Annotated in this window: 16 protein-coding genes; 9 read left to right on the top strand and 7 right to left on the bottom strand. The window is 65.5% G+C overall.

Annotated features, from left to right (window positions below):
- Positions 1–32: 32 nt before the first annotated feature.
- Positions 33–911: a DMT family transporter gene (locus AB7245_RS25865; RefSeq protein ID WP_439035057.1), complete on the top strand. Its 879-nt coding sequence runs from the start codon at positions 33–35 to the stop codon at positions 909–911.
- On the opposite strand, the gene AB7245_RS25860 is transcribed toward AB7245_RS25865, so the two are convergent.
- Together AB7245_RS25860 and AB7245_RS25855 are read right to left on the bottom strand one after the other, a co-directional pair.
- A complete protein-coding gene (locus tag AB7245_RS25860; protein ID WP_071913207.1) occupies positions 908–1,099 on the bottom strand; it encodes a hypothetical protein in 192 nt (63 codons plus the stop codon). The genes AB7245_RS25865 and AB7245_RS25860 overlap by 4 nt on opposite strands.
- A gap of 31 nt (positions 1,100–1,130) precedes the next feature.
- The gene (locus AB7245_RS25855) at positions 1,131–2,288 is read right to left on the bottom strand and encodes an MFS transporter (RefSeq protein ID WP_085399886.1); all 1,158 of its coding nucleotides are present in this window, start codon (positions 2,286–2,288) and stop codon (positions 1,131–1,133) included.
- Between the two features lie 175 nt (positions 2,289–2,463).
- Between AB7245_RS25855 and AB7245_RS25850 the strand changes: the two genes are divergently transcribed.
- Complete coding sequence (locus AB7245_RS25850) at positions 2,464–3,723, top strand: adenylate/guanylate cyclase domain-containing protein (protein ID WP_439035056.1); 1,260 nt, start codon at positions 2,464–2,466, stop codon at positions 3,721–3,723.
- Here the strand turns inward: AB7245_RS25850 and AB7245_RS25845 are convergent.
- Positions 3,720–4,283 carry a pyridoxamine 5'-phosphate oxidase family protein gene (locus AB7245_RS25845; protein WP_063982847.1) on the bottom strand — a complete coding sequence of 188 codons (564 nt, stop codon included), beginning with the start codon at positions 4,281–4,283 and terminating at the stop codon, positions 3,720–3,722. The genes AB7245_RS25850 and AB7245_RS25845 overlap by 4 nt on opposite strands.
- Before the next feature lie 162 nt (positions 4,284–4,445).
- Here AB7245_RS25845 and AB7245_RS25840 point away from each other — a divergent pair, with 162 nt between their 5' ends.
- Positions 4,446–5,918: a PLP-dependent aminotransferase family protein gene (locus AB7245_RS25840; RefSeq protein ID WP_161495785.1), complete on the top strand. Its 1,473-nt coding sequence runs from the start codon at positions 4,446–4,448 to the stop codon at positions 5,916–5,918.
- Positions 5,919–5,926: 8 nt separating this feature from the next.
- Here AB7245_RS25840 and AB7245_RS25835 read toward each other — a convergent pair whose 3' ends face one another.
- Entirely contained in the window at positions 5,927–7,171 is a 1,245-nt protein-coding gene (locus tag AB7245_RS25835) for an MFS transporter (protein WP_085399864.1), read from the bottom strand.
- 167 nt (positions 7,172–7,338) lie between these two features.
- Here AB7245_RS25835 and AB7245_RS25830 point away from each other — a divergent pair, with 167 nt between their 5' ends.
- Positions 7,339–8,691 (top strand): Nramp family divalent metal transporter, encoded by a 1,353-nt coding sequence (locus AB7245_RS25830; RefSeq protein WP_085399863.1) that lies wholly within the window; start codon positions 7,339–7,341, stop codon positions 8,689–8,691.
- A gap of 130 nt (positions 8,692–8,821) precedes the next feature.
- Here AB7245_RS25830 and AB7245_RS25825 read toward each other — a convergent pair whose 3' ends face one another.
- The 3 genes from AB7245_RS25825 to hemB all read right to left on the bottom strand — a co-directional run bounded on the left by AB7245_RS25825 (position 8,822) and on the right by hemB (position 11,605).
- Positions 8,822–9,598 carry an arginyltransferase gene (locus AB7245_RS25825; RefSeq protein ID WP_014494765.1) on the bottom strand — a complete coding sequence of 259 codons (777 nt, stop codon included), beginning with the start codon at positions 9,596–9,598 and terminating at the stop codon, positions 8,822–8,824.
- Positions 9,599–9,728: 130 nt separating this feature from the next.
- The gene (locus tag AB7245_RS25820; RefSeq protein WP_085399862.1) at positions 9,729–10,268 is read right to left on the bottom strand and encodes an RDD family protein; all 540 of its coding nucleotides are present in this window, start codon (positions 10,266–10,268) and stop codon (positions 9,729–9,731) included.
- A gap of 275 nt (positions 10,269–10,543) precedes the next feature.
- Entirely contained in the window at positions 10,544–11,605 is a 1,062-nt protein-coding gene (hemB, locus tag AB7245_RS25815; protein WP_085399885.1) for a porphobilinogen synthase, read from the bottom strand.
- A gap of 138 nt (positions 11,606–11,743) precedes the next feature.
- Between hemB and AB7245_RS25810 the strand changes: the two genes are divergently transcribed.
- The 5 genes from AB7245_RS25810 to glyA all read left to right on the top strand — a co-directional run bounded on the left by AB7245_RS25810 (position 11,744) and on the right by glyA (position 15,534).
- Positions 11,744–12,247: a DUF6163 family protein gene (locus AB7245_RS25810; RefSeq protein ID WP_028155097.1), complete on the top strand. Its 504-nt coding sequence runs from the start codon at positions 11,744–11,746 to the stop codon at positions 12,245–12,247.
- A 521-nt stretch (positions 12,248–12,768) separates the two neighbouring features.
- Complete coding sequence (gene ldtR / locus AB7245_RS25805; protein WP_011087797.1) at positions 12,769–13,287, top strand: transcriptional regulator LdtR; 519 nt, start codon at positions 12,769–12,771, stop codon at positions 13,285–13,287.
- 199 nt (positions 13,288–13,486) lie between these two features.
- A complete protein-coding gene (locus AB7245_RS25800; RefSeq protein ID WP_028152498.1) occupies positions 13,487–13,723 on the top strand; it encodes a hypothetical protein in 237 nt (78 codons plus the stop codon).
- Positions 13,724–13,760: 37 nt separating this feature from the next.
- Positions 13,761–13,982, top strand: a complete 222-nt coding sequence (locus tag AB7245_RS25795) for a hypothetical protein (protein ID WP_008131709.1) — start codon at positions 13,761–13,763, stop codon at positions 13,980–13,982.
- A 253-nt stretch (positions 13,983–14,235) separates the two neighbouring features.
- Positions 14,236–15,534, top strand: coding sequence for a serine hydroxymethyltransferase (gene glyA / locus AB7245_RS25790; RefSeq protein ID WP_028152497.1), 1,299 nt, complete (start codon positions 14,236–14,238; stop codon positions 15,532–15,534).
- The last annotated feature ends 11 nt before the right edge of the window (positions 15,535–15,545 follow it).

Raw genomic sequence — 15,545 nt, 5'->3', positions numbered from 1 at the left:
GCCCGCGAAAGGCTCCGCAACAGGAGACGAGCGTGGGAGAGTGGGCCGGGGTCGCGATCGCGCTGGCGTCGAGCAGCCTCGGCGGCACCGCCGCGGCGATCACCCGCTATCTCGTCGGCGGCGCCGATCCGGTTCTGCTGGCGATCCTGCGCTGGGGGATCGGCTTTCTCTGCCTCCTGCCGTGTGCGCTCCTGCTTGGCGTGCGCTGGCCGCAGCGGCCCGACTGGCCGGCGGTGGCGCTGCTCGGCATCTGCTTCTTCGGCCTGTTCTTCATCCTCTACAATATCGCGGTGTCCTACACGACCGCCGCGCGCGCCAGTCTCGCGCTGGCGACGCTGCCGCTCCACACCATGGTGGTCGGTGCAATCCTCGGCGTCGAGCGTCTGACAGCGCGCAAGATCGTCGGCGTCGGCATCGCCGTGCTCGGTGTGGCAGCTGCGCTGGCCGCGGGGCTCGCCCAGAGCCCGCCCGGCGCCTGGCGCGGCGAGTTGATCATGACCGGTGCCGTATTCTGCATGGCGTTCTACAACGTGCTGTCGCGCCCGCTGATGCAGCGCTCCAGCGCGCTTGGCTTTCTCACCGTCGGCATGGGCGCGGGCGCCGCCGTGCTGGTGCTGGCGGGGTTCGTGAAGGGTAGCTTTGCGGCGCTCGATCACTTCACGACGGGGCAGTGGATTGCCGGCATCTATCTCGGCATCGGCGGCGGCGCGCTCGCCTTCATCCTCTGGGTGATGGCGCTGGCGCGGGCGACGTCGACCCGCGTTGCCAATACCATGACGGTCAATCCGATTGCCGCGACCTTGCTGGCGGCGCTGCTCATCGGCGAGCCGATCACGGCAAACCTTCTGATCGGGCTGGTTGCTGTGTTCGCCGGCATCTGGATCGCGACCAGCCAGGCGAAGCCGGCCTAGTTGCGCGGTGCCGTGACCGGGGGCGGGCTGGCGTCCGGTGTCTTCTTCGGCTTGAGCGTGCCGGCGTAGAACGAGAGCAGCCAGACCAGGATGATGGCGAGGAGATAGACGCCCCAGGCCTGTGGCGGCGTGGTTGCCCAGCGCAGCAGGCCTTTGAAGGTGCGGGGCGGGCTGTTGTCTTCGCTCATGGCCCGCTTGTGCGCGAAAGGGGCTGCGCGGTCAATCCGGGCGCCGTTCGGCGCGGATCAGGAACAGCGCGGCCAGCGCCGAGAGGCTGAGCGCGGAGGAGACGATCAGCACCTTGGCGCCCATGACGTCGATGAGCAGGCCGAAGGCCAGCGGCGCCACCGCTTGCGCCATCCGTGCCGGCGCGCCGATGATGCCGAGGCGGTAGCCGAAATCTTTCGGCCCGAAGATCGACAGCGGCAGCGTGCCGCGCGCGATCGTGAGAATGCCGTTGCCTGAGCCGTGGAGCAGTGCAAACGCGCTTGCGGCGGGGGCGCCGAAGATGGCGAGGATTGCGGCGCCGAGCGGGTGGGTGACGCAGGCAAGGCGCGTCGACCACAGCGGATGGAAGCGGCTCAGGAAGCCCGCTTCGAGAATGCGCGCGGCCACCTGTGCCGGGCCGATCAGCGCGCCGGCCGCGATGGCCTCGACATGCGTCGCACCTGTGGCCTCCAGCAGGCGCGGGAAATGGACGGCCATTGCGCCGGTGACGGTCCAGACCGCCGCGAACACGAAGGCGAGCAGCACCATGGTTCGGTCGAGCGGCAAATGCGGCTTCTCGGCCGTCGCCGCGGCCTGCCTGGCGCCCTTGATCGCCGGCAGCATGAAGAAGTTCAGGGGCAGGCCGATCAGGATGTTGGCGGCCGCCCAGGCGAAACAGGTCTCGCGCCAGCCGATATGGGACAGGCCCCAGGCGGTGAGGGGCCAGCCGACGGTGGAGGCGAAGCCTGCCATCAGCGTGATGCCGGTGATAGGCCTGCGCGCCTCGGTGCCGTAGATACGGCTGAGCGCGGCGAAGGCGGCATCGTACAGCCCCATCGCCATGCCGATGCCGAGCACGAGCCAGGCGAACGCCATCACCGCCAATGAGTGCGAGAGGCCGAGCAGGACGAGACCGGCGGCCATCGTCAGGTTCGAGACCGACAGCACCTGCCGGCCTCCGAACAGATCGATCTGCCGCCCGATGCGAGGGCCGAGCATCGCCGAGATCACGAGCGAGGCCGAGAACGCGCCAAAGATCCAGTTGGAGGAGACGCCGAGGTCGCGCGCCATGGGATCGGCGAGCAGCGCCGGCAGGTAGTAGCTGGAAGCCCAGGCCAGGGTCTGCGTGGTGCCGAGCGCCAGGATGATCGGAAGCTGGCGCTGGCTCATCTCGGTGCGATTCTGGTCTCGGTGTGCGGCGGTGTCATCGGTTGCATTTGCGGCCCGCGGCGAGAGTGCGTCAACAGCGTCCGCGACATATTCGATCTGCTGCGGACGGGAGCCTTGGTTGCGCACGGTTCGCGCGTGGCCTTTCGCTCGTCACGAATGCACGCCATAATGGCGCATGCAATTGACCTCGCGCCTCGCGCTGATGAACTGGCTGACCGGCCAAGGGCTGACGGGCTTGCCCGAAAACGAGCTGCTCCGCGGCTTCTGCGAGCGCTGCCGCGCCGAAGGGCTGGAACTCTCGCGCGGGCTCGTCGTGATCGACACGCTGCATCCGATCTATGAGGGCCGCGGCTTCCGCTGGAGCGACCGTCCCAGCAACGAGAGCGACGCATTCGAATACGGCTCGACTGCCGAGGGCGACGCGGCCAAGAGCTGGCGCCGCTCGGTGTTCTTCCACATGCTCGAGCACGGCAACGACGAGATGGTGATTGATCTCGCCGATGCGCCCTCAATGGATTTCTCACAGATCGGCGAGCTCGCGGAAAAAGGCCACAAGCACTATCTCGCCTTCGTGCATCGCTTCGGCGAGAACGGCGCGCTCGGCCTGATGGATTGCCTCTATTCCTGCTGGACCACGCGCCGCGACAGCGGCTTCTCCGAACCCGAGCTCGAAGCTCTGCGCGATCTCGTGCCGGTGCTGGGGCTCGCGATCAAGTCGGCGCAGCAGGTCGACATCGCGCGAACCCTCGGCCGCGTCTATCTCGGCCGCGATGCCTCCGCGCAGGTGCTGGGCGGGCGCATCACACGCGGCGTCACCGAGCGCATCAATGCCGTGCTGTGGTATTCGGATTTGCGCGGCTCGACCGGGATCAGCGAGAGCATCGGCCCCGACGAGATCATCCCGTTCCTCAACGACTATGCCCAGGCCGTGATCGACGCGATCCACGATGCCGGCGGCGACGTCCTGAAGCTGATCGGCGATGGCGTGCTCGCGATGTTCTGGGGGGAGGACATGTCGGACGCGCGGCGCGCTGCGCTACGCGCCGAGCATCTGTTCCGCAAGAAGGTCGCTGCGCTGAACAAGCGGCGGGAGGCCGATGGCCGTCCCACGACGTCGGCCTATATCGGCCTGCATGTCGGCGAGGTCTTTTACGGCAATATCGGCAGCGCGGACCGGCTCGACTTCACCGTCGTCGGCCCCACCGTCAACGAGGTCAGTCGCATCGCCTCGATGAGCCGCTCGGTCGACCGCGAGCTGCTGGCCTCGGCCGAGTTCTACAAGGGCCTGGACGCCACCGGCCGTCGCTACCTCGTCTCCACCGGACGCTACGCGCTGCGCGGCATCGGCCGCGCGCAGGACCTCTACACGCTCGATCCCGAGGTCGATACGAGCGAGCCGATGACCGGGAGCTACGAGCGGTATCTGGCGAATTAGCGGCGGATCGCAGGGGCCGAGACATTGGGCGTTTTCGTTCGATCCTTGGCGGGCCATTGTTCGGAAAGCGGCGGCATCGAAGTCTCCTTGCCGGTCATGCGCTCAATGGCGACGGCGTAGACGGTGATGATGTCGAGCCGCGGGAAGAACCCCTTCGGTCGCGTCGTATCCGGCTTGCCGTATTTGGCCATCAACGTTTCGCAGAACCGCTGCTTGATGCCCGTGTCGCCCACGACCCTGATGCGGCCGAACAGGCATATGCTTCGATAGGCGAGACCGGAATCGCATTCGAACCGGCCATAGTCGAAGACACCTTCGTGCTCATCGATCTCGATGCAGACGCGGGGATCTCGCTCGATGTTTGCGCGCAGATGTCCCCGGGCGGCTGTCGTGTGCAGATACACCTCACCGTCGAGCCAGAGATAGAGGAGCGGGATACAGTAGGGAAAGCCGTCCTCGCTGACTGTCGCAAGATGGCCAGCATATCCGCGTGCCAGCATCTCCAGGATCCGCTCCTGCGACATGGCGCGGTCCTCGCGACGGATTTGCGGTGAACTCATGGTGCAAGACGCTCCGCGCCGCCATCCGAATGAGCGGACATTTCAGGTTTCCTTGTTATCCGAAACAGGATAGAAAAATAGTGGTCTTGAGCAAAGGTCCACTTGGTCCCATTGCGGCATACCACTTCTCGACGTGCGGCTCACCCTGTCGGACGAGGACCCGTGAAGAGCAGGCAGGGCTGGGCAGAACTCTATTCCTTCAGCGTCGACCGTACGGCGGAGGCGCCGGTATTCCGCCAAATCTACCTCGAGCTACGATCGGCAATTCTGTCCGGAGCGCTTCGTCCGGCGGCCAAGTTGCCCTCGACGCGCGACCTTGCGGCGCAGCTCGGCGTCTCGCGTACCGCAGTTGTTTCGGCTTTCGAGCAGCTGCTGGCCGAAGGTTATGCCTTCGGCAGGAAGGGGGCGGGGACCTACGTTGCGTCCGATCTGCCTGAACCGTTTGCCGCGCCTCATGGCCGCAAGACGCGGGCGGCACCGGCCGCGGCAGGCGTGGCCTCCTTTCACGGCCTCGGCGATTTCGTCGATGTGACGACGCAGAATGACGAGCGTCCCTTCAACCTGGGGCGCACGCTGTTGGATGCACGTAGCGCCGAATTGTGGCGCAAACTCACCGCGCGCACGCTGCGATCGTTTGAGCGACATCATCTCGGCTATGGCGATCCGCGTGGCTTGCTGGAGCTGCGCAAGTCGGTTTGCGACTATCTTCGGGCCGCACGCGGCGTGCGCTGCGAGGTCGACCAGATCGTGATCACCGCCGGCACGCAGCAAGCCGTGGACATCGTCGCACGTGTCATGCCCGGGCCGGACAAGGAGGTCTGGATCGAAGACCCCGGCTATACCCTGACCCGTCTTACGCTCACTGCGTCAGGCGCGAAGGTTTGCGCCATCCCGGTTGACCAGCACGGCGTCAACGTCACGGAAGGGATCCGCCGCGCCCCGAAGGCGCGCGCAGTTTTCATAACGGCCTCGCACCAGTTTCCGACAGGCGTTCCCCTCTCGATGGCGCGCCGCCTCGAACTTCTCGCCTGGGCCCGCGAGTCCGGCGCCTGGATCATCGAGGACGATTACGCCAGCGAATTCCGCTACGGCGGCCGTCCGCTCGCTTCGCTTCAGGGCCTGGATGAGGCCGGCCGTGTCATTTACGTCGGAACTCTCAACAAGGCGCTCTTCCCCGGACTGCGGCTTGGCTACGCCGTGCTGCCACACCCGCTGGTGCGGAATTTCGTTGCCGCGCGCTATCTGATCGACCGTCAACCGTCGAGCCTCTGCCAGTCCGTTGCCGCGGCCTTCATGGAAGAGGGGCATTTCGCAACCCACATCCGCAGAATGCGGGAAGTGTACCGCCGCCAGCGCGATACCCTCGTTGCGGCACTGAGGCGGCGCCTGGGCGACCATTTGTCGGTCGAGCCGCCGGACCAGGGAATGCACCTGGTTGCCTACACGCGACGGGGACTTTCCGACGTGAAGATCGAACGGGCCGCTCGCGACCACGGCGTCACCGTTCGCGCGATGAGCCGCCACTATATCGAGGCGCCGGCGCAGTCGGCGCTGATGCTGGGCTTTAGCGGCTACCCGCAGCAGACCATTGCGCCGGCGGTTGCCCGATTGGCGCGGGCCATCGCCGCTGATTGAGTACCGGACTAGCACCGCGCCGGCACTTCGTCCCCCACCATGGCCGGCTGCCGATCCAGCGCCACGGCGGGAGAGAGCCAGATCACCAGCGCCTGAACGCCGAACACGGCGGCGGCGAGATACAGGCAGGCCTCCGCGCTCCAGAAGCCGCCGACGATCGCGCCCAGCGCCGAGCCGAGCGGGCGGGCGCCGTAGCTCATGATGTTGATGGCGGAGACGCGTCCGAGCAGGCGCGGCGGCGTCACGGACTGCCGCAGGGTCGTGGTCGAAATCACCCACAGGATCGGCCCGACGCCGAGCAGGAAGAAGCTCAAGGCCGCGAGCCAGGGCGAGGGGACCAGCACCGTCAGCGCCATCACTATAGCGGCGACGAAACCCGTGACCGGGCCAAGGCCGACCACCGTGCCGAAGGCGATGCGCTTCATCACGCGCGTGGCGAACAACGCACCGATCACCATGCCGACGCCGTACATCGTCAGCACGGTGCCGACGCCTGCGGCCGTCAGGCCGAGATGGCGCACGGCATAGGGCACGAACACGGCGATCTGGAGGAACCAGCCGGTGTTGAAGATGAACTGGGTGATGAACACCGGCCGCAGCAGTGGATGGTGGAACACGAAGGCCGCGCCCTCGCGGATGTCCTGGAACGGATGGCGCCGCGGCGAGGGCGTCCGGGTGGGCTCGTAGATGCCGGAGAGCAGCACGACGGCGATGGCCGAGAGCGCCGCGGCAAAGCCGAAGGCCGGGCTCGCGCCCCACCAGCCGACCAGTGCGCCGCCGACCGCAGGCCCGCTTGCAAAGGCGATGGTGCGGGCGAGCTCGATGCGGGCATTTGCCGACGGCAACAGCTCCGCGCTCACCAGCGAGGGCACCAGGGCCGGCGCTGCCACGCTGTAGACGACCGTGCCGCATACGGCGGCAAAGCCGAGCAGAGCCAGCAGCGGCAAATTGAGCGCGCCAAGTGTGAGCAGCAGCACGATGGCCGCCAGCGCGACCGCGCGCAGCGCTTCGGCACCCGCCATCAGCGAGCGGCGGGAGATGCGGTCGGCGAGCAGGCCGGCCGGAATGGCGAACAGGACGAAGGGCAGGGTGAGGGCGGTCTGGAGCAGGCCGGTCTGGCCTTCCGCAACACCCAGCGTGAGCACGGCGACGATGGGGGCCGCGGCCAGCGCGATCTGCTCGGCCGATTGCGCCGCCAGGTTGGACCAGGCGAGGCGGTTGAAAGTGTCAGGGAGGCGAAGCGGATTTGACATGGCGCATTTCCTGCAAAGTCGAGTTGGCGCCAGTATCCGCTCCCGAGGACGGCCAAACCCACCCGCTTCCCGACAGGGTGGCGAATAACCGCCGCGCCGGGAACTCATGCGGCTAGATGCAGTTGCAAATGAGTTGCAATAAGCTTCGACTTCGGTATTCTGCCGCTATGGATGCCCGCTCACCCGATTTGACCCAAGATGCCGCCGGCTGGCGCACTGATGCGCCGGCTACCAAGAGCCTCGCCGAGGTGAACGCCACGATCGCCATCCCCACGGCAGGGGTGTGGTGGCGGCGATTGCTCGCCTTTGTCGGCCCCGGCTACCTGGTCTCGGTCGGCTACATGGACCCCGGCAACTGGGCGACCGACCTCGCCGGCGGGTCGAAGTTCGGCTACACGCTGCTTTCGGTCATCCTGCTCTCGAATTTGATGGCGATCCTGCTCCAGTCGCTGGCGGCGCGGCTCGGCATCGTCACCGACCGCGACCTCGCGCAGGCCTGCCGCGCGACCTATTCGCCGGCGGTGAACTTCCTGCTCTGGCTCGCCTGCGAGGCGGCGATCATCGCCTGCGATCTCGCCGAAGTCATCGGCACAGCGATTGCGCTCAAACTGCTGTTCGGCATTCCCCTGATCGGCGGCGCGCTGCTTGCCGCGCTCGATGCGTTCCTGCTGCTGCTCCTGATGAACCGCGGCTTTCGCTTCCTCGAAGCGTTCGTCATCGCGATGCTTGTCGTGATCGCGGTCTGCTTCCTGGTCCAGATCGTGGCCGCGGCGCCGCCGATGGCGGAAGTCCTGCACGGCTTCATGCCGAAGACCGAGATCTTCACCAATCCGGAAATGCTCTACATCGCGATCGGCATCATCGGCGCGACCGTGATGCCGCATAATCTCTACCTGCACTCCTCGATCGTGCAGACGCGCGCCTATGAGCGCAACGACACCGGCCGGCGCGAGGCGATCAAATGGGCGACGACGGATTCGACCATCGCCCTGATGCTGGCACTGTTCATCAATGCCGCGATCCTCGTCGTGGCAGCCGCGACCTTCCACAAGAGCGGCCATTCCGACGTCGCCGAAATCGGCCAGGCCTTCGAGCTGTTGTCGCCGCTGCTCGGCCTCGGTATCGCCTCGACGCTGTTTGCGATTGCGCTGCTCGCCTCGGGCCTGAACTCGACGGTGACGGCGACGCTCGCCGGCCAGATCGTGATGGAGGGGTTTCTCGACCTGCGCCTGCCGAGCTGGGCGCGGCGATTGCTGACGCGCGGCATCGCCATCGTTCCGGTGATCGTCGTCACCGCGATCTATGGCGAGCGCGGCACGGCCGATCTGCTGGTGTTCAGCCAGGTCGTGCTGTCGATGCAGCTGCCCTTCGCCGTCATCCCGCTGGTCCGCTTCGTTTCGGATCGGCGCAAGATGGGGAAGTTCGCGATACCCACGTCAGTCGCCGCGCTCGCGTGGATCGTCGCGGGCGTGATCGTGGTTTTGAACGTGAAGTTGTTGGTGGATACACTGTTCGGGTGAGTGTTCGCCCAACACACCGCCGTCGTCGCCCGGCTTGACCGGGCGACCCTGTATTCCAGAGACGGTTGTGATTGAGCCGAGAAGCCGCGGCGTACTCGATGCCCCGGTCAAGCCGGGGCATGACAGCGAGCTAGTCCTGCGGCTCTGACGTCGCGTCACCTTGCGCATCGATGCGCAGCCAGCCTGAGGGTGCGAGGCGCTGCTGCGGCAGGAAGCGGGCCTTGTAGTCCATCTTCTTGGAGCCTTCGATCCAGTAGCCGAGGTAGACGTAGGGCAGGCCCTGACGTCGCGCCCGTGCGATATGGTCGAGGATCATGAAGGTCCCCATCGACCGGCTGACCTGGCTCGGCTCGAAGAACGAATAGACCATCGACAGGCCGTCGCTGAGCACGTCGGTCAGCGCCACCGCGATCAGCTCCTCGCCGCGGCCGGTGATGCCGCTGTCGGGGCCGCGCTTGCGGTACTCGATGATGCGGGTCTCGACATGGCTGTCCTCGACCATCATGGCGTAGTCCAGAACGGTCATGTCGGCCATGCCGCCATGGCGGTGGCGGGAGTCGAGATAGGCGCGGAACACCGAATATTGCTCGGAGGTCGGCACCGCACTGCGCTGCTCGCCGATGATGTCGGCGTTGCGCGCGATGACTTTCCGGAAGTTGCGGGAGGGGCGGAACTCGTTGGCGACCACCCTGACCGAGACGCAGGCGCGGCACTGGTCACAGGCCGGCCGGTAGGCGATCGACTGGCTGCGACGGAACCCGCCATGGGTCAGGAGGTCGTTGAGGTCGCCTGCGCGCTCCCCCACGAGGTGCGTAAACACCTTGCGCTCATGCCGGCCCGGCAGGTACGGGCATGGAGAGGGCGCCGTGAGGTAAAATTGGGGGGTGTCGCGCGAGTGCTGGGTCAAGGGACGTCGTGGGCCTCCAAAGTGGGCATGAGCATCGCGCTACGAAGGCCCTCGGTCAATCGGTCTACTCGGCAGATCAGATAAGGCAGTTTAGTCGGTCCTGGTTGATAGGTTCTTGACCATCAGGTTCTCAGTAGGTTCTTGCGGCCTGGGGCACGGGCGCGCGGACGGAATTGTTGATCACGACCGTTCCCAGCACGAAATCATGCAGCAGGCGCCGGCGGCCGTTGAACAGCCCAACCAGCACCACGAAAGGTGTCAGGAACGAGACCGTCACCCAGAACAGCACGGCATGGGTGGCGCCGAGCACGAAATAGCCGGGCGCGCCGTACCAGGTGCGCAGTTCGAGATCCATCAAGCGCATGCCGATCGTCGCGGACGACGGACCGCCGATGCAGGCACCATAATAGACGATGGCCCAAACAACGGAGGCCGGCCAGGCCAGCCAGAACAGCGCCCAGCCGATGCCGAGCGTGACGATGCCAAACAGCGCGATGAAGATGTAGCCGAGGATCACGGGAACGGAGATCACGACCATGTCGATCAGCAACGCGAACGCCCGCCGCGTCGCCACGCCGCGGAACAATTCCGGGTGCAGATAGGGATCGTAGGCGTGCGGTTGCATAGCGCCGTCATTGCGCCAGGCATTGCCCGAATCCGAATACGACATGGTCCGTTCTCCCAAGGGAAACTCCCGTGGCAGGACATGGGAGCAAGTCATCCCCGTGCCAAGGGCGTGCGGGCGTCAACAAGCCGAAATATTCCGGCAATTCGGGGGCGGGGCTGTTACCGCTGTCGTTCAGGGAGGGCGTCGTAGGGTAGGCAAAGGCGCGTTAGCGCCGTGCCCACCATCGTTCCGCGATCGCTAGCTGGCATTGTGGGCACGCTTCCGCCTTCGCTCTTCGAGCTACGGCGGACAAGCCGCTTGGCCCATCCCGCGATACCTTACGTCTGGCTCCGCAGCTTCTCCGCCACCCTCGGGGCAAAATAGCTGAGCACGCCGTCGGCGCCGGCGCGCTTGAACGCCAACAGGCTCTCCATCATCGCGCGCTCGCCGTCGAGCCAGCCATTGTTGGCGGCCGCGGCGATCATCGCGTATTCGCCGGAGACCTGGTAGGCGAAGGTCGGCATCGCAAAGGTGTCCTTCACGCGCCGGACCACATCGAGATAGGGCATGCCGGGCTTCACCATCACCATGTCGGCACCCTCGGAGATGTCGAGGTCGACTTCGCGCAGCGCCTCGTCGGTGTTGGCGCTGTCCATCTGGTAGGTGCGCTTGTCGCCGGTGAGCGTCTTGGCCGAACCGATGGCGTCGCGGAACGGGCCGTAGAAGGCGGAGGCGTACTTTGCCGCATAGGCCATGATCTGCACGTCGAGCAGGCCTGAGCGGTCAAGCCCCTCGCGGATCGCGGCGACGCGGCCGTCCATCATGTCGGAGGGCGCGATGATGTCGCAGCCGGCTTCGGCCTGGACCAGCGCCTGGCGCACCAGCACCGCGACCGTCTCGTCGTTCAAAATCTTGCCGTCGGAGATCAGGCCGTCATGGCCGTGGCTGGTGAAGGGATCGAGCGCGACGTCGCAGAGGATGCCGATGTCGGGAAACTCCTTCTTGATCGCGCGCACCGCCTGGCAGACCAGGTTGTTCGGATTGGTCGCCTCGGAGCCTTCCTCGTCGCGCAGGGACGGATCGGTGTAGGGAAACAGCGCGAGGCAGGGGATGGTGAGCTTCATGGCGCGCTCGGCCTCGCGCACGGCCTGGTCGACGCTGAGGCGGTCGACGCCCGGCATCGAGGCGATCTGCTCGCGCTTGTTGTCGCCGTCGATCAGGAACAGCGGCCAGATCAAATCGTCGGTGGTGAGCACGTTCTCGCGCACCATGCGCCGGGCCCATTCGGCCTTGCGGTTGCGGCGCGGGCGGACGGTCAGATCGAGGGCAGGGGAGGCACTGGCGCCATCCCGGCGCGAAACCTCGCGCAATTCGATCGGACGTCCGTATTTGATCGCCATCATTCTTCCTCCGGCTGGAATTATTCTTATACCAGCTCGCATGGTTCCCGCCACCGCGGCTTGACCTGCCGCAAGGCAAAATTGAGCTCACTCGGGCAGCCGATTGATTTTGCGGGGCGAAGCAGCCAGAAGGGGACCATGTCCGAAATCTCCACCCGCGATGCGGCCCGCGACGGCGCCAGTGCCAGGGACGCCGCCAGAGACAACGCCAGAGACAACGCGATGTCGGTGGCGGCGATCTCGTCGGAGCGCCCCGAGTCCGACGACAATGTCTGGACGCGCCGGCTCGTGCTGTTCCTGCGCGTGATGGCGCTGCTGTCGATTTTGAAGGGCCTCTATCACTGGGCCCAGGTCACCGGCTTCGTCGGCGGCGAGGACGAGGCATTCGAGAACCAGTCGATGGCCTGGCAGGCCGCCACCGTCTATTTCGCCGTGATCGAGCTCGTTGCCGCGGTCGGCCTCTGGCTCGCGACGCCGTGGGGCGCGGTGGTGTGGCTGACGACCGTCGTGTCGATGGCGGTGATCGAACTGATGTTCCCGGGCATCTACGGCGGCAGCCTGATCGTCGTCGGTGTCGAAGCCTTCATGCTCGCCGCCTATCTCGCGCTCGCCTGGATGGCCGCGCGCGAGCGGCCGCCGTAGCGCGCTTGCGATTTCAACGCACACTCTCTCGTGCCCCGGACGCAGCGCAGCACGCAGTGTTGCGCTGCTGAGCCGGGGCCCAGCTCTCCACGATCTCGGTTGCGGCTTCTGGGTCCCGGCTCTTCGCTCCGCTTCGCTGCGCTTGTCCGGGACACGAGAGCGGCATTTCCGAAGTCGTGGCTTGGTTGACCGATGGTTGCCTAAAATTCGAGGTAACTTTTCATTGACTCCGTGCATTCCGCCACAGCTCTTACGCGCCCGTTTCGAAACGGGGCGGCCCTGTACTGGAATGCGACAGAGGTGGCGGACGGAGGGTGAACAGGACCTTGCGAGGGTCAACAGACGGTTGCGAAAAGCCCTTGTGACACAGGCTTAATCCGCAATTCACTGTCTTAAATTCATGATCTCTTTATTCTCTTATTTAAGCCGATCTTCAAACGCCCCCCTTAAGTTGCACCTATCAGACGGAGCACAAGTTTCGTCGAATGAGTGTCGATAAAAACGACAACAGGGGAAGTGTCATGATGAAAGCCGTCGCAACTGCGGCAGATACCGCAGAGCGCGTCTCCGGCCAGCAGGGTTCGGTGCAGTCGCTCTATCTGGAAGCTTTGACTCTGGTGGAGCGGCTGCATCGCCGGCTCCTCGACGTCATCAAGGATGAATTCGATCGCCGCGGCCGTGCGGACATCAACTCGGTCCAGGCGCTCCTGCTCTACAACATCGGCGACAAGGAGCTGACCGCGGGCGAGCTGCGCACGCGCGGTTACTATCTCGGCTCCAACGTCTCCTACAATCTGAAGAAGCTCGTCGAGCTCGGCTTCCTCGATCATCAGCGCTCGCGCGTCGATCGCCGCTCGGTGCGCATCCGCCTGACCCCGCAGGGCCAGGAAGTCCGCCGCATCGTCGACTCCCTCTACCAGAAGCACGTCAAGACGGTGGAGCAGGTCGGCGGTATCTCGGGCGAGGAGTTCTCGACCCTCAACAAGTCGCTGCACCGCCTCGAGCGGTTCTGGACCGACCAGATCCTGTATCGTCTCTGAGTTCTTTGCGACGGGACTTGGCCAAGCCGGCCCATAACAAGACCGGCAAGCCTCCCGAACGTGCCTGACCTCCCCAAGCGCGCCGGCCCGGCTTTGCCCGGACCGGTGCGTTTTGTCGTTTCGCGACTGCGAAATAATGACCCGGCCGGGCGGAACCAGTTCCCCGCACCGCAGTTGTTACTGCGGATCGGAGGATGCGATGCTGGTCGAGCGCGGGCTTCAGGCAATGAACGTCGAACTCGTGAGCGACGCCTATGCCATCGCCGCGAATTACCTCCGCCGCTCCGGCGCGATTCCCGACACGCTGGTTACCAACGAAAGCCTGCTCGAGATCATCATCAAGCTGCTCCAGCACGGCGAATTGAACAAGATCAGGCTCGCCAACAAGGCCATTGGCCGGTTCGAGGCCCAGTCCGGGGCCCGCGCGGTTGCCTGATCAAAACTCCCAAAATTCGACAGAACCAGAGGGTGACATGGAAGCTGCCATCGACCGCATCATGCAGACCTATGACCTGCTCGCGAACCGCACGTCCGCGGCGAGCGCGGAGGCGCGGGCCAAGGTCACGAACTATCTCAATACGTTGATGGAAGCCGGCGAGAAGGACACCCACAGGTTGACGGTGTGCGGACTGACCTATCTGCGTCAGCTCGACGGCAGCGTCGATCCCGTGAAGGCTGGGTATACCGGGCTGTAGGGGCAGGTCCGGCCCGCACGGATTTTAAGGTCCAAATCGGACCCTTCAGGACTGATCGGGGCGGACGGTTCAAGGAGTCGTCCGCTCGCCCGGCCCCTTCAATCCCCACCATATCTTGCATAAATATCAGGCCCGACCCGCAAATACTTGGCCGGGGGCGGGTGATGTGGTAGATCGCGCTCGCCGCTTCCGATCGCCACACCAGACCGCCCGTAGCCCGCCAAAAGGCTGCGGCGGTGGAGATATTCGCAAGATGACCTCAGCCAGAACCGCCTCCGCGCCCGACTCGTTTTTCACCGCCTCGCTCGACCAGGCCGACCCGGAAATCGCCGCCGCCATCAAGGGCGAGCTCGGCCGGCAGCGCCATGAGGTCGAGCTGATCGCCTCCGAGAACATCGTCAGCCGTGCCGTGCTGGAAGCGCAGGGTTCGGTGATGACCAACAAGTACGCAGAGGGTTATCCGGGCGCGCGCTACTATGGCGGTTGTGAGTGGGTCGACGTCGCCGAGAACCTCGCGATCGATCGCGCCAAGAAGCTGTTCGGCGCCAACTTCGCCAACGTGCAGCCGAACTCCGGCAGCCAGATGAACCAGGCCGTGTTTCTGGCGCTGCTGCAGCCCGGCGACACCTTCATGGGCCTCGACCTCGCGGCCGGCGGCCATCTCACCCACGGCTCGCCCGTCAACATGAGCGGCAAGTGGTTCAAGGCCGCGCACTACACTGTGCGCCGCGAGGACCAGATCATCGACATGGACGCGGTCGCCAAGCAGGCCGAAGAGGTCAAGCCCAAGCTGATCGTCGCCGGCGGCTCGGCCTATTCGCGCGCCTGGGACTTCAAGCGTTTCCGCGAGATTGCGGACAGCGTCGGCGCCTACCTCCTGGTCGACATGGCGCACTTCGCCGGTCTCGTCGCCGGCGGCGTGCATGCCTCGCCCGTGCCGTATGCCCACGTCACCACCACCACCACGCACAAGTCGCTGCGCGGTCCGCGCGGTGGCCTGATCCTCTCGAACGACGAGGCGCTCGCCAAGAAGCTCAATTCGGCGATCTTCCCGGGCCTGCAGGGTGGGCCCCTGATGCATGTGATCGCGGCGAAGGCGGTCGCCTTCGGCGAGGCGCTGCGTCCGGACTTCAAGATCTATGCGAAGAACGTCGTCGAGAACGCCAAGGCGCTGGCCGAGGCGATGAAGAGCCACGGGTTCGATATTGTCTCCGGCGGCACCGATAACCATCTGATGCTGGTCGACCTCAGGCCGAAGGGCCTGAAGGGCAACGTCTCGGAGAAGGCGCTGGTCCGCGCCGCCATCACCTGCAACAAGAACGGCATTCCGTTCGACCCCGAAAAGCCCTTCGTCACCTCGGGCCTGCGTCTCGGCACCCCGGCGGCGACGACCCGCGGTTTCGGCGTCGCCGAATTCCAGCAGGTCGGCGGCATGATCGCCGAGGTCCTGAACGCGATCGCGCAGTCCGACGACGGCAAGGCGCCGCTGGTCGAAGCCGCGATCAAGGAACGGGTCAAGGCGCTCACCGATCGGTTCCCGATCTATCAGTAAAGCCTAGGGTA

Source organism: Bradyrhizobium sp. 604_D8_N2_3, from assembly GCF_051810765.1.
Classification (GTDB): Bacteria; Pseudomonadota; Alphaproteobacteria; order Rhizobiales; family Xanthobacteraceae; genus Bradyrhizobium; species Bradyrhizobium barranii.
Note: the sequence above shows the minus strand (reverse complement) of the source record. Positions and strands in the feature narration are given on the sequence as shown.

Bases quoted from the DNA above. Each gene is read 5' to 3' on its own strand.
- hemB (WP_085399885.1), bottom strand. From the start codon at position 11,605: ATGGCGATCAAATACGGACGTCCGATCGAATTGCGCGAGGTTTCGCGC.
- AB7245_RS25835 (WP_085399864.1), bottom strand. From the start codon at position 7,171: ATGTCAAATCCGCTTCGCCTCCCTGACACTTTCAACCGCCTCGCCTGG.
- AB7245_RS25800 (WP_028152498.1), top strand. From the start codon at position 13,487: ATGCTGGTCGAGCGCGGGCTTCAGGCAATGAACGTCGAACTCGTGAGC.
- AB7245_RS25855 (WP_085399886.1), bottom strand. From the start codon at position 2,288: ATGAGCCAGCGCCAGCTTCCGATCATCCTGGCGCTCGGCACCACGCAG.
- ldtR (WP_011087797.1), top strand. From the start codon at position 12,769: ATGATGAAAGCCGTCGCAACTGCGGCAGATACCGCAGAGCGCGTCTCC.
- glyA (WP_028152497.1), top strand. From the start codon at position 14,236: ATGACCTCAGCCAGAACCGCCTCCGCGCCCGACTCGTTTTTCACCGCC.
- AB7245_RS25830 (WP_085399863.1), top strand. From the start codon at position 7,339: ATGGATGCCCGCTCACCCGATTTGACCCAAGATGCCGCCGGCTGGCGC.
- AB7245_RS25850 (WP_439035056.1), top strand. From the start codon at position 2,464: ATGCAATTGACCTCGCGCCTCGCGCTGATGAACTGGCTGACCGGCCAA.
- AB7245_RS25820 (WP_085399862.1), bottom strand. From the start codon at position 10,268: ATGTCGTATTCGGATTCGGGCAATGCCTGGCGCAATGACGGCGCTATG.
- AB7245_RS25795 (WP_008131709.1), top strand. From the start codon at position 13,761: ATGGAAGCTGCCATCGACCGCATCATGCAGACCTATGACCTGCTCGCG.
- AB7245_RS25810 (WP_028155097.1), top strand. From the start codon at position 11,744: ATGTCCGAAATCTCCACCCGCGATGCGGCCCGCGACGGCGCCAGTGCC.
- AB7245_RS25860 (WP_071913207.1), bottom strand. From the start codon at position 1,099: ATGAGCGAAGACAACAGCCCGCCCCGCACCTTCAAAGGCCTGCTGCGC.
- AB7245_RS25845 (WP_063982847.1), bottom strand. From the start codon at position 4,283: ATGAGTTCACCGCAAATCCGTCGCGAGGACCGCGCCATGTCGCAGGAG.